This window comes from Streptomyces sp. BoleA5 (assembly GCF_000373665.1).
Classification (GTDB): domain Bacteria; phylum Actinomycetota; class Actinomycetes; order Streptomycetales; family Streptomycetaceae; genus Actinacidiphila.
This window is the reverse complement of record NZ_KB892113.1, coordinates 35,288-47,254: the sequence shown is the minus strand read 5'-3', so window position 1 is coordinate 47,254 and position 11,967 is coordinate 35,288. Positions and strand designations below refer to the sequence as shown.

The window sequence follows — 11,967 nt, the reverse complement described above, 5'->3', positions numbered from 1 at the left end:
CGCTCGATGCACGGAATCCGGAGAATCCTCACGCGCCGCGCGGGGTGACGAGTCCGGTCTCGTAGGCCAGGACGACGGCCTGCGCGCGGCTGCCGAGGTCGAGCTTGGCCATGGTGCGGTTCAGGTGGGTCTTGACGGTGGCCTCGCTGATGAAGAGCAGGTCGGCGATCTCCGGGTTCGCCAGGCCTCGGGCGACCAGCCGCAGCACCTCCGCCTCCCGCGCGGTCAGCGCCGCGAGTTCGGCGGGCGGGGCGCGGTCCGCGCCCGCGGGCGGGACGCCGGGACGCGGGACGCCGGGGCGCGGCGGTGCGTACGCCTCGATCAGCCGCCGGGTGACGCTCGGCGCGAAGAGGGTGTCCCCTCCGGCGACGGCGTGGACGGCGGCGATCAGCCGGTCGGGTCCCGCGTCCTTGAGCAGGAAGCCCGAGGCCCCGGCGCGCAGCGCGGTGTAGACGTACTCGTCCAGGTCGAAGGTGGTGAGGACGAGGATCCGGGGCGGCGGGTCCGCCGCGGCGGCCAGGATCCGCTCGGTGGCGACGACCCCGCTGATCCCCGGCATCCGGATGTCCATCAGGATCACGTCGGGCGCGGTCAGCGCCGCACGCTCCACGGCCTCCTCGCCGTCGCCGGCCTCCCCGACCACCTCGATGCCGGGGGCCGCCTGCAGCAGCGCGGCGAGGCCGGCCCGGATCAGGAACTGGTCGTCGACGACGAGCACCCTGGTCATGCGTCCGATGCGTCCCCTCGCCGCTCCGTCCCGCGCGCGGACGTGGGGAGCACGAGCCGTACCTCGAAACCCTCGCCGAGCGGGCCGATGTCCACCGTCCCGCCGTAGAGCCTGGCGCGCTCCCGCATGCCGATCAACCCGTGGCCCGTTCCCCGGCCGATTGTGGCCGGATCGGATCGGCCCGGTGGCGCCCCGGAGCCGCCGCCGGTCCCGGTGGCGCCCGTGGTGCCGGCGCCGTCGTCGGTGACGGTCACCGTCAGGTGGTGCGGCTCGTAGCCGACCAGGACCCGGGCCGGGCGAGGGGGGCGTGCTTGAGCACGTTGGTCAGCGCCTCCTGCACGACCCGGTACGCGCACAGTCCGACGCCGGGGGCGACGGGCCGGGGCTCGCCCTCGATCCGCAGTTCGACGGCGAGCCCCGCGGCCCGCACCCGCTCGATCATCTCGCCGAGCCGGGTCACCGAGGGCATGGGGTCGTACGAGGCCCAGCCCTCCTGCGGCTCCCCCGGCCCGGCGCGGAGCACCTTGAGCATGCGGCGCATCTCCTGGAGCGCCTCGCGGGTGGTGTCGGAGATGGTGTCGAGCGCGCCGCGGGCGGTCTGCGGGGAGGTGTGGAACACGTACGCGGCCATGCCCGCCTGCACCGAGATCACCGACATGTGGTGGGCGACGACGTCGTGCAGCTCGCGGGCTATCCGCGCCTGCTCCTCCGCCACCGTCTCCCGGGCCCGGTCCTGCTGCTCGGTCCGCAGCTGCTCGGTGAGCCGGGCCAGCCGCTCCTCGCGCTTGGCCGACACCCGGGCGGAGCGCCCGAAACGGCACATCACCAGCGGGAACACCACGGCCTGCGCGGCCACCGTGGCCATCGAGCCCTGCGCCGCGGTCAGCCCGGCGTACACCCAGACCGCGCCCAGCAGCGCCGCACAGGCCAGCGCGGTGCGCACCGGGCGCAGGGCCGCGACGGTGTACAGCGCGAGCAGCGGCGCCATCGAGTTGACGACCGGCCAGTACCCGGCGGCGACGTAGAGGACCCAGGCGGCGCAGACGAAGACGCAGACGCCGACCGGCGCCCAGCGGCGCACCACGACGGGCAGGTTGACCAGGGCGGTCAGCGCGTAGCCGAACAGGTCGAGGCGTATCCAGTCGTCGGGCGGCCGTTCGTGCCCCAGCAGCATGCTGGCGGCGGTGAAGCCCACCGCCAGCAGGACGTCGACCAGCCCCTTGTTCCCCACGGGCGCAGCGTAGGCCCCGGCCGTGCGGGTGGGCGTCAGTCCCCCGCCGTACCGCGGAAGTTGTACGTCCTCTTACGAAAGGTCAAACCGGCACGGGACGACCTGCCGGCCCCGCCGGCCGTAGCGTCGTCGCCGGGGGCCAGAGGGGGGCGCCCCAACACGACGGTGCCCCGCCCTCCGACGGGGGAGGACGGGGCACCGGGTCGTGGAGGGTGCCGCGCGGCGCCGGACGTCCGGCCTCAGCCGGACATGCGCTTGCGCAGGTTCTCGTCGACGGCGGCCAGGAACTGCTCGGTCGTCAGCCACGGCTGCTCCGGGCTGATCAGCACGGCCAGGTCCTGGGTCAGCTGGCCGGCCTCGACGACCTCCAGGCAGGCGCTCTCCAGCGTCCCGGCGAACCGGGCGAGCTCGGGGGTGTCGTCCAGCCGGGCGCGGTGGGCCAGGCCGCGGCTCCACGCGAAGACCATGGCGATGGGGTTGGTCGAGGTCGGCCGGCCCGCCTGGTGCCTGCGGTAGTGGCGGGTGACCGTGCCGTGCGCCGCCTCCGACACCACGGTCCGGCCGTCGGAGGTCATCAGGAGCGAGGTCATCAGCCCCGCCGAGCCGACGCCGCGGGTGAGGACCCCGGACAGGATGTCGCCGTCGTAGTTCTTGCACGCCCAGACGTAGCCGCCGGCGCCCTTCATGGCCGAGGCCGCCATGTCGTCGACCTGGCGGTGCTCGTGGCCCAGGCCCGACGCCTCGAACTGGCGCCGGAACTCGGTGTCGAAGACCTCCTGGAAGAGGTCCTTGAAGCGGCCGTCGTACTTCCTGAGCACCGTGTTCTTCGTGGACAGGTGGACGGGGAGCCCGCGCGCCAGCCCGTAGCGGAAGGCGGCGCGCGCGAACTCGCGGATCGACTCGTCCAGGTTGACCATGCCGAGCGCCACGCCGGGGCCCGGGAAGTGGTGGACCTCCAGGTCGACCGGGTCGGAGCCGTCGGCCGGGGTGAAGCTCAGGGCGAGGGTGCCCGCCCCCGGGATCCGCAGCTCGGTGGCCCGGTACTGGTCGCCGAAGGCGTGCCGCGCGATCACCACGGGCCGGGTCCCGCCGGGCACGGCCCGCGGCACGTTCCGCAGGACGACGGGTTCGCGGAAGATCCCGCCGCCGAGGCGGTCGCGGATGGTGGCGTTCGGAGAGCGGTACATCCCCTTGAGGCCGAACTCCGCGACCCGCGCCTCGTCCGGGGTGACGGTGGCGCACTTGACGCCGACGCCGTGCAGCGCGACCGCTTCCGCCGCCTCCGCCGTCACCCGGTCGTGGGTGGCGTCCCGGTGCTCGATGCCCAGGTCGAAGCGGACCAGTCCGATGTCGAGGTAGGGCAGGACGAGCTCGTCCCTGATGAACCGCCAGATGATCCGCGCCATCTCGTCGCCGTCGAGCTCGACGACCGGGTTCCTTGCCTTGATCTTGGTCATGGGAGTCGTTCTCCCTCTCACGCCGTGACGTGTGCCCGGGGTACACGTCGTACGTCAGGACACTCGCCACACAGCGTAACCGGATCAACGCACGGAGAAACGGACGACGTCCTCCAGGAAGGGGATCTCGAGCACCGGGTGCGGCTGCGCCATCAGCGCCAGCAGCACGATCAGGGCCCCCAGCACACCGTAGGTGATCATGTCGGTGAAGCGGCTGCGGACGGCCAGCATGCCCACCGAGGGCAGCAGCCGGCGCATCACCGAGCCCAGCAGCAGCGCCGAGCCGACCAGCACCAGGCCGGCCCGGGTGACGTCCGCCGCCACCAGCACCAGGCCGAGCAGCACCGATCCGCAGACCACGAGGATCGGCCACTGACGGGCCGGAGCGGGCGCGTGGGCGCCCATGGCCCGGCCGCCGCCCTCGGGGCGCGCGGTACCGCGGGTCAGCACCTGGAAGCGGCGGCTGCGGCCGGAGTCGCCGTTCTCCTCCGGCGGCGCAGCATCCGTACGGGGGCCCGTGCCGGTCATGCGTACCGGCCCTCCGCGGCCTCCACGACGTTCGCCAGCAGCATGGCCCTGGTCATCGGGCCGACGCCGCCGGGGTTCGGCGAGATCCAGCCGGCGACCTCGGTCACGCCCGGGTGCACGTCACCGACGATCTTGCCGTTCTCGTCGCGGCTGACACCGACGTCCAGCACGGCGGCGCCCGGCCGCACGTCCTGCGGCTTCACCAGGTGCGGCACGCCCGCGGCGGCCACGATGATGTCGGCCTGGCGCAACTGGGCGGACAGGTCACGGGTGCCGGTGTGGCAGAGGGTGACGGTGGCGTTCTCCGACTTGCGGGTCAGCAGCAGCCCGATCGAGCGGCCGACGGTGACCCCGCGGCCGACCACGGCGACGTGCGCGCCGTTGATCTCGACGCCGTGCCGCCGCAGCAGCTCCACGATGCCGTTGGGGGTGCAGGGCAGCGGGCCGCGCTCGTTGAGCACCAGCCGCCCGAGGTTCGTCGGGTGCAGTCCGTCGGCGTCCTTGGCCGGGTCCATCAGCTCCAGGACGCGGTTGGTGTCGATCCCCTTGGGAAGCGGGAGCTGGACGATGTAGCCGGTGCACTCGGGGTTGTCGTTCAGTTCGCGGACGACCGCCTCGATCTCCTCCTGGGTGGCGGTCTCCGGCAGCTCGCGCTGGATGGAGGCGATACCGACCTCCGCGCAGTCGCGGTGCTTGCCCGCGACGTACCAGCGGCTGCCCGGGTCGTCGCCGACCAGCAGCGTGCCCAGCCCCGGGGTGACACCCCGCTCCTTGAGCACCTGGACGCGGGTCGACAGTTCGGACTTGATCGCGGCGGCAGTGGCCTTGCCATCGAGAATCTGGGCGGTCATACCTCCATCTTCTCAGGTCCGCACACCAACGCTGGACAGCGGATGACGCCGCCCACGACGATGTGCCCGTCCCCAGTCCCATCCGCGCGAAAGAAGCCACAGTGAGCTACCCGCCCGGTCCCGGCAACCCCTACGGCCAGCAGCCCCCGCAGCAGCCCTACGGCCATCCCCAGCAGCAGCCTCCGGCCCAGCCCGGCTACGGCTACCCGACGCAGCCCCAACCGCCCTACGGCGCCGTTCCGCCGCAGGCCCAGGGCCCGTACGGCTACGGCTACCCGGGAGGTCCCGCCGGTCCCGTCCCGGGCATGCCGCCGTTCGCGAGCTGGGGCGCGCGCGTGGGCGCGACGCTGATCGACTTCCTCGTCACCGGTCTCGTGCCGATGATCCTCATCGGCATCGGCTACGGGCAGTTCATCGCCGCGCTGATCGACGAGGCGGACCGCTGCAACGCGACCGCCGGCCCCTGCGACCCGCCCGCGATGCCCGGCGGCGCACTCGCATTGATCGGCCTCGGCTTCGTGCTGTCCGTGCTCGGCGGCCTGTTCCTCTGCTACCGCGAGGGCAAGACCGGCCAGACCCCGGGCAAGAAGGCCCTCGGCATCAGTGTGCTGCGGGAGTTGGACGGCCGTCCGCTCGGCTTCGGCATGGCCTTCGTCCGCCGGCTCTGCCACGGCCTGGACGGCGCCGCCTGCTACATCGGCTACCTGTGGCCGCTGTGGGACGACAAGAAGCAGACCTTCGCCGACAAGATCCTCAACACGGTCGTCGTCAAGGTCCAGTAGCCCCGGGCGAGAATGAGCCCACGTCCCCGGTCCCGTCCGCGCGAAGGAAGTCAGAAGTGAGCTATCCGCCCGGTCCCGGCGATCCCTACGGCCGGCAACCGCCGCAGCAGTCCTACGGGTACCCGCAACAGCCCCCGGCCCAGCCGGGCTACGGCTACCCGGCGCAGCCCCGTCCACAGGGGCAGCCGCCGTACGGATACCCGCAGCAGCCGCAGCAGCCGCAGCAGCCGCAGCCCGGAACGCCGTTCGCGGCGTACCCGGGCGGGCCGGAGGTCATGCCGTCGTCGGCGCGGGCGGCCCGGGCGATGCTCTTCGTGCTCGGCGGGATGCAGATCCTGGGCGGTCTGCTGCTCCTGCTCGGGGCCGCGGCGCTCAAGAGCATCGACGACACCGACGAACTGGCCATGCCCATCGGCCTGGTCTACGTCATGGGGGTGCTCTTCCTCGCCTTCGCCGTCCTGTCGATCGGCATGGGCGCCAAGTACAGGACCGGCGGCAACGGCACCCGGATCGGGTCCATCGTGATCGGCGTGCTGGTCGCGCTGAGCAGCGTCGCCACCATGTTCAGCGGCGCCTTCGTGCTGCTCGCGCCGCTCGCGCTCAGCGTGCTGCTGATCGTCTTCGCCGCCAAGGCCGAGACGGCGGCCTGGTTCAAGCGCCCGCAGTACTGAGCGGGTCCGCCCGCAGGCCGAAGGCCCCCGCGCGAGCGGGGGCCTTCGGCGTTCCGGCACTCGGGCCGGTCAGTGGAAGAAGTGCCGCGTACCGGTGAGGTACATGGTCACGCCGGCCTTGCGGGCGGCCTCGACCACGGCCTCGTCGCGCACCGAACCACCGGGCTGCACCACGGCCTTGACACCCGCGCCGGTGAGCACCTCCAGCCCGTCGGGGAACGGGAAGAAGGCGTCGGAGGCGGCGTAGGAGCCCGTCGCGCGCTCCTCGCCGGCCCGCTGTACGGCGAGCTTGGCGGAGTCGACCCGGTTGACCTGGCCCATGCCGACGCCGACCGTGGCGCCGCCCTTGGCCAGCAGGATGGCGTTGGACTTCACGGCCCGGCAGGCACGCCAGGCGAACGCCAGGTCGGCCAGTTCGTCGGCCGTCAGCGGCTCGCCGGTGGCCAGCGTCCAGGTGGCCGGGTCGTCGCCGGCGGCCTGGAGGCGGTCCTTCTCCTGCAGCAGCAGCCCGCCCTCGACGGGACGGAACTCCGTCCGCGCCTCGGGCGCCTCGGGGCAGCGCAGCACGCGGATGTTCTTCTTGCGGGCGAGGACCTCGACCGCGCCCTCCTCGAAGTCCGGCGCCACGATGACCTCGGTGAAGATCTCGGCGACCTGCTCAGCCATGGCCACCGTCACCGGCCGGTTGACGGCGATCACGCCGCCGAAGGCCGACAGCGGGTCACAGGCGTGCGCCTTGCGGTGCGCCTCGGCGACGTCGTCGCCCACCGCGATGCCGCACGGGTTGGCGTGCTTGATGATCGCGACGCAGGGCTCCTCGTGGTCGTACGCCGCCCGGCGCGCGGCCTCGGTGTCCACGTAGTTGTTGTAGGACATCTCCTTGCCGTGCAGCTGCTCGGCGTTGGCCAGGCCCGTCCCGCCGTCGGTGTACAGCGCGGCGGCCTGGTGCGGGTTCTCGCCGTAGCGCAGCACGTTCTTGCGCTCGTAGGTGGCGCCCATGAAGTCCGGGAAGGGGCTGTCGTCGGCGGGCGCGTACGAGCTCGCGAACCAGCTCGCGACCGCGACGTCGTACGCCGCGGTGTGCTGGAACGCCTCGGCCGCCAGGCGCTTGCGGGTGCCGAGGTCGAAGCCGCCCTCACGGACGGCTGCGAGCACGTCCGCGTACCGCTCGGGGCTGGTCACGACCGCCACGGACGGGTGGTTCTTGGCGGCGGCGCGGACCATCGAGGGGCCGCCGATGTCGATCTGCTCGACGCACTCGTCCTCCGAGGCGCCGGAGGCGACCGTCTCGCGGAAGGGGTAGAGGTTGACCACGACCAGGTCGAAGGGCTCGACGCCCAGCTCCTCCAGCTGCCGGCGGTGGTCCTCCAGCCGCAGGTCGGCGAGGATGCCGGCGTGCACCTTCGGGTGCAGGGTCTTGACCCGTCCGTCCAGGCACTCGGGGAAGCCGGTCAGCTCCTCCACCTTGGTGACCGGCACTCCGGCGGCGGCGATCCGCCCGGCCGTCGAGCCGGTGGAGACCAGCTGGACGCCCGCCTCGTGCAGGCCGCGGGCCAGCTCCTCCAGACCGGTCTTGTCGTAGACGCTGACCAGTGCGCGACGGATCTCCCGCTTGGTACTCACGGCAACAGAACCTTTCGTCCCTCAATGCGATAGCCGTCGCGGGACAACCGCCCCACGACGTCGACGAGCAGCGTGCGCTCGACTTCCTTGATGCGCTCGTGGAGCGCTTCCTCCGTGTCGTCCTGCCGGACCTCGACCGCGCCCTGGGCGATGATCGGACCGGTGTCGACGCCGTCGTCGACGAAGTGGACGGTGCAGCCGGTGACCTTCACGCCGTAGGCGAGGGCGTCGCGCACCCCGTGGGCACCCGGGAAACCCGGCAGCAGCGCCGGGTGCGTGTTGACGAAGCGGCCGCCGAACCGGGCGAGGAACTCCTTGCCCACGATCTTCATGAACCCCGCGGAGACGACCAGGTCCGGCTCGTATCCGGCCACGGCGGCGGTCAGCGCGGCGTCCCACGCCTCGCGGTCGCCGTGGTCGCCGACCCGGCAGACGAACGTCGGCACCCCGGCGCGCTCGGCGCGCTCCAGTCCGGCGATGCCGGACCGGTCCGCGCCGACGGCGACGACGTGCAGTCCCGCGTCGAGCAGCGCCTGCAGGTTCGTGCCCGAACCGGAGACGAGCACGACGAGTCGGGCGGGACGGGAAAGGGGCGGAAAGACTGTGGCCACTGCGGGTCATCTCTCGGGGATCCGGCGCTTTGGAGGATCGTACGACTCGAAGATCGCCGGAATTCCGGGGAACTCTACGAGGCCGTCGACCGTCAGCAACGATACCGGCACACCCACCCGCCCCCACGGGACGGGGGAGCGCGCGGGCGGTAGCGTCTGGGGTGAGAACGGCGAAGTCACGCGTCCGACAACACGAGGAGTCGACGGCAAGGGGATGACCCAGGCAAACATGAGCGGTGGCCGAGGCCACGAGCAGGACAACCCGTTCGCCCCGCCGCCGGAGAACGCGCCCGAGCAGCCCTGGCAGCCGCGCCGGCCGGAGCAGCCCTCCGACTCCGGGGACGAGCCGCCCACGCCCACTCCGCCCCCGCCGCCCCCGGCGTGGGGCGGCCAGTGGAGCGACCGGCAGCCGGGCCGGGAGGATGGTGGCTACGGCAACCGCCCCGGTGGCGGTTACGGCGGCCGGCGCCCGGACGGGCCCCGCTTCGACCCCACCGACCCCGCCCAGCGGCGTGCCCGCTACGCCATGATCTGCGGCATGTGGGGGCTCTTCTTCGCCCTCTTCCTCGGGTGGACGTACGTGGGGCTGTTGCTCGGCGCACTCGCGCTGTACTGGAGCGTCAACGCGCTGCGGATGAAGCCCGAGGAGCGGGCCAAGGCCCGCGCCGAGGCGGCCGCCCTGCTGGCCGAGGGCGGGGCCGCCCCGACGCCGCCGCGGCCCACCGACCCCCGCAGCAAGCCGCAGCGCCCGGCCGCCCTCGGCGGTCTGATCATGGGCGGGCTCGCCCTCTGCGTCGTGGCGGTGACCTTCACGACCCAGGTGGTCTACAAGGACTACTACGCCTGCACCCGTGACGCGCTCACCTCCTCGTCGCGCGACGCGTGCGAGAAGCTGCTGCCGACCCCGCTCCGCGACGTCCTGAACACGCCCTGACGCATCGCCGCGCCGCCCCGGGCGGAGGCTCAGGCCTCCCACGGGGCGGCGTCGGCCGTCGCGCGGCCCTCCGACTCCGGGGCCTCCGCCTTGGGGGTCTCGGTCCTCGGCGTCTCGGTACTCGGCGTCTCGGTCCTCGGGCTCTCCGCCTCAGGGGCCTCCGCCCACCCGCTCCCCGTCCCGGCGGACGCGCGGCGGACCCGCACCCAGCGCACCAGCAGGGCCGTCGGCGTGCCGGCGGTCGCCGTCCATCCGGCCGCCATGCCCCCGACGAGCCACCATGACGGCCCGAATTCCTCCAGCGCCCCGGTGCCCAGCGGCCCCGCCGCGAACCCGGTGAGCAGTGCCATGGCGATCCCGCACGCCAGCCCGCCCAGGGCCGCGTGGGCCGCGGTGCGCCCGAGGCCGCACGGCTCACGGCGATCGACGGCGAGCCACCCCACCGCGACCCCGGCGAGCACCGGCACGACCAGTGCCGCCCAGGTCAGCGACGTCCCCGGGCCGGCCTGGGGCAGCGCCGCGAGCAGCGGGAAGTCCGGCAGCACCGGCTCCCCCACCACCCCGGCCGGACGCACCACGGCCTCGGTGCCGAGCGCGAAACCGGGGCCCAGCGCGTAGGCCGCTCCCCACACGGCGGCGTTCGGAATCAGCGCGACCGCCACCGCCAGCACGGCCAGGCGCCCGGACAGCGCCTCGCTGAGCCGTGTGAAGGACGCCCCCGCGGCGCCGGGATGCAGCGCCAGGGTCACCACCGTGAGCGCCGCGCCGCCCGCGACGAGGACGCAGACGCCCGCCGCCGCCGAACGCAGCACGGCCACGACCTCGCGCAGCGGCACCGTCACCACCGCGGTCACCCGGGACAGCGGGCCGGGCAGCGGGATCCGCGGCCGCCCCCGCTCCGCCCAGGCCCCGGCACCCGCCGCGAGGGCGGCGACGACGGGCAGGTGCAGCGCCGCGGCGAGGGCGTCGCTGCGCACCGGCCCGTACGAGGTGTAGACGACCACCCCGGCGCCCACCGCGAGGTATCCGCCGATCAGCCAGGCGACGGCGGACCGCGCGACCTTGCCGTCCGAGGCGGGCACGACGGCGTCCGCCCCGGCCCGGTACAGCAGCCAGACCGGGAACACCATGAGCAGCAGCGGCGTGACGCCGATGGGGGCGGCGGACCCGGAGAGGGTCTCGGTGCGCACGAGGTCGCCCCCGTGGGCGAGCAGCCAGCAGTCCGCGGCGACGTGCAGGGCGCCGTCCAGTCCGCTGTCCGGGAACGGGGAGACGACCCACAGGAAAAGCACGAGCATGGCGAAGCCGCCCAGGCCCAGGCCCGCAGCGACCACGCCGCCGGTGAAGGCGGGGGCCGATTCGGAGGTGCGCAGGGTCGCGTGGGCGGCCCGGATCCGGCGCACGGCGTGACTCAGGGCGCTTGCGGCACTCACGGATCTCATGCTGCCAAGAACACCCCCTTTCGACGTGGCAGCATGCGAATGCCCGCCGTGTCGCGGAATATGGCGTTATGCGTTTCTTCATTCGATCCGAGTGGTCGATCGCATGAGCCGCACACCCACCACGAAGGCCGCGAAGGCAGTCAAGAGGCGAAGGCGCCACCAGTCCGCGAAGGACGGCGACGCCGCGCAGGACCCCCGGGCCGCACGAGCGGCCGGTCGGGGGGAGTCCGCCGCGCCCGCGGAGCGGCCGGAGCCCGCAGTGGCCGGCGCCTCCCGCGACCCCGGCCCCGGCTCCCGCCCGGCCGACCCGGCGTCCGGGTCCGCCCCGCGCGGCGGGCAGGCACTGCCGGAAGCGCCGGCGCAGGACCCGGCGGTCGAGGCCGTACGGATCGCCGAGGCCGCCCAGGCCGCCTTCGACGGGCTGTACACCCGCAACGCCCCCGCCCTGCTCCGCCAGGTCGAACTGCTCACCGGGAGCATGCCGCTGGCCCGGCACGCCGTGCACCGCGCCTTCGACCTGGCCTGGCAGCGGTGGCCCGAGGTCGCCGTCGACCCCGACCCGGCCGGGTGGATCCGCGCGGAGGCGCACCACCACGCCCTCGCGCCCTGGCAGCAGCTGCTGCCCTGGTTCCGCACACCGCCACGGGAGCGCAGCCCGTTCCAGCGGCTGCCGCGCGGCACCCGGCACGCCGTGCTGCTCCACGACGGCCTGGGGCTGAGCCTGCGGCGCACCGCGGCGGAGAGCCTGGCCACCACCTCCATGACCAGGCGGCGCATCGTCCGCGGACGTGAGGTCCTCGGCGAGGCGGCGGCGGTCCGCCTCGGCGACCTGCTGGACGAGCAGCCGCAGCCCGAGTTCCCGGCGGCCATGGTGCGCGAGCTGAGCGAGCAGTGGCTGCGCATCCGCACGGTGGGCGCCGTGGGGGCGACGCTGCTGATCGCGCTGGTGACCGCGGTCGGGCTGGTGTTCGGGCCGCTGTCCGGCCGGGTCGCGGCCGACCGCCACCCGGCCGGACAGCGCACCTCCGCCCCCGCTCCCTGAGCGGTTGCGTCACCGCCCCGGCCGCCGGCCCCGCACACGCACGCGGGCCCGCTCCCCGAGGGGAGCGG

Annotated in this window: 13 protein-coding genes; 4 read left to right on the top strand and 9 right to left on the bottom strand. The window is 73.9% G+C overall.

Features of this window, described 5'->3' with window-relative positions; all coding sequences use genetic code 11:
- Positions 1 to 28: 28 nt before the first annotated feature.
- The 6 genes from B085_RS0124430 to B085_RS0124410 form a co-directional block, all read right to left on the bottom strand.
- Positions 29 to 727 (bottom strand): response regulator, encoded by a 699-nt coding sequence (locus tag B085_RS0124430; RefSeq protein WP_018561227.1) that lies wholly within the window; start codon positions 725 to 727, stop codon positions 29 to 31.
- Positions 724 to 981, bottom strand: a complete 258-nt coding sequence (locus tag B085_RS51710; RefSeq protein WP_324603879.1) for a hypothetical protein — start codon at positions 979 to 981, stop codon at positions 724 to 726. Before B085_RS51710 ends, B085_RS0124430 begins: the two co-directional genes overlap by 4 nt.
- Before the next feature lie 2 nt (positions 982 to 983).
- Positions 984 to 1,958 (bottom strand): sensor histidine kinase, encoded by a 975-nt coding sequence (locus B085_RS43655; protein WP_324603878.1) that lies wholly within the window; start codon positions 1,956 to 1,958, stop codon positions 984 to 986.
- Between the two features lie 239 nt (positions 1,959 to 2,197).
- The gene (locus B085_RS0124420; protein WP_018561226.1) at positions 2,198 to 3,415 is read right to left on the bottom strand and encodes an NADP-dependent isocitrate dehydrogenase; all 1,218 of its coding nucleotides are present in this window, start codon (positions 3,413 to 3,415) and stop codon (positions 2,198 to 2,200) included.
- Positions 3,416 to 3,499: 84 nt separating this feature from the next.
- Positions 3,500 to 3,943: a DUF3017 domain-containing protein gene (locus B085_RS0124415; RefSeq protein ID WP_018561225.1), complete on the bottom strand. Its 444-nt coding sequence runs from the start codon at positions 3,941 to 3,943 to the stop codon at positions 3,500 to 3,502.
- Positions 3,940 to 4,794, bottom strand: a complete 855-nt coding sequence (locus B085_RS0124410; RefSeq protein ID WP_018561224.1) for a bifunctional methylenetetrahydrofolate dehydrogenase/methenyltetrahydrofolate cyclohydrolase — start codon at positions 4,792 to 4,794, stop codon at positions 3,940 to 3,942. The genes B085_RS0124415 and B085_RS0124410 overlap by 4 nt, the downstream gene beginning before the upstream one ends.
- Positions 4,795 to 4,895: 101 nt before the next feature.
- Here B085_RS0124410 and B085_RS0124405 point away from each other — a divergent pair, with 101 nt between their 5' ends.
- Both B085_RS0124405 and B085_RS0124400 read left to right on the top strand, forming a co-directional pair.
- Complete coding sequence (locus B085_RS0124405) at positions 4,896 to 5,576, top strand: RDD family protein (protein ID WP_018561223.1); 681 nt, start codon at positions 4,896 to 4,898, stop codon at positions 5,574 to 5,576.
- Between the two features lie 56 nt (positions 5,577 to 5,632).
- Positions 5,633 to 6,247: a hypothetical protein gene (locus B085_RS0124400; RefSeq protein ID WP_018561222.1), complete on the top strand. Its 615-nt coding sequence runs from the start codon at positions 5,633 to 5,635 to the stop codon at positions 6,245 to 6,247.
- 69 nt (positions 6,248 to 6,316) lie between these two features.
- Here B085_RS0124400 and purH read toward each other — a convergent pair whose 3' ends face one another.
- A complete protein-coding gene (gene purH, locus B085_RS0124395) occupies positions 6,317 to 7,870 on the bottom strand; it encodes a bifunctional phosphoribosylaminoimidazolecarboxamide formyltransferase/IMP cyclohydrolase (protein ID WP_018561221.1) in 1,554 nt (517 codons plus the stop codon).
- Positions 7,867 to 8,481, bottom strand: coding sequence for a phosphoribosylglycinamide formyltransferase (gene purN / locus B085_RS0124390; protein ID WP_026251380.1), 615 nt, complete (start codon positions 8,479 to 8,481; stop codon positions 7,867 to 7,869). The genes purH and purN overlap by 4 nt, the downstream gene beginning before the upstream one ends.
- Positions 8,482 to 8,710: 229 nt before the next feature.
- Here purN and B085_RS43650 point away from each other — a divergent pair, with 229 nt between their 5' ends.
- Positions 8,711 to 9,415 (top strand): hypothetical protein, encoded by a 705-nt coding sequence (locus tag B085_RS43650; RefSeq protein ID WP_018561219.1) that lies wholly within the window; start codon positions 8,711 to 8,713, stop codon positions 9,413 to 9,415.
- Positions 9,416 to 9,444: 29 nt separating this feature from the next.
- On the opposite strand, the gene B085_RS49505 is transcribed toward B085_RS43650, so the two are convergent.
- Complete coding sequence (locus B085_RS49505) at positions 9,445 to 10,848, bottom strand: DUF6350 family protein (protein WP_158689817.1); 1,404 nt, start codon at positions 10,846 to 10,848, stop codon at positions 9,445 to 9,447.
- 112 nt (positions 10,849 to 10,960) lie between these two features.
- Here B085_RS49505 and B085_RS43640 point away from each other — a divergent pair, with 112 nt between their 5' ends.
- On the top strand, positions 10,961 to 11,899 hold the full coding sequence (locus B085_RS43640; RefSeq protein ID WP_158689816.1) for an RNA polymerase sigma factor: 939 nt from the start codon (positions 10,961 to 10,963) through the stop codon (positions 11,897 to 11,899).
- Positions 11,900 to 11,967 lie beyond the last annotated feature (68 nt).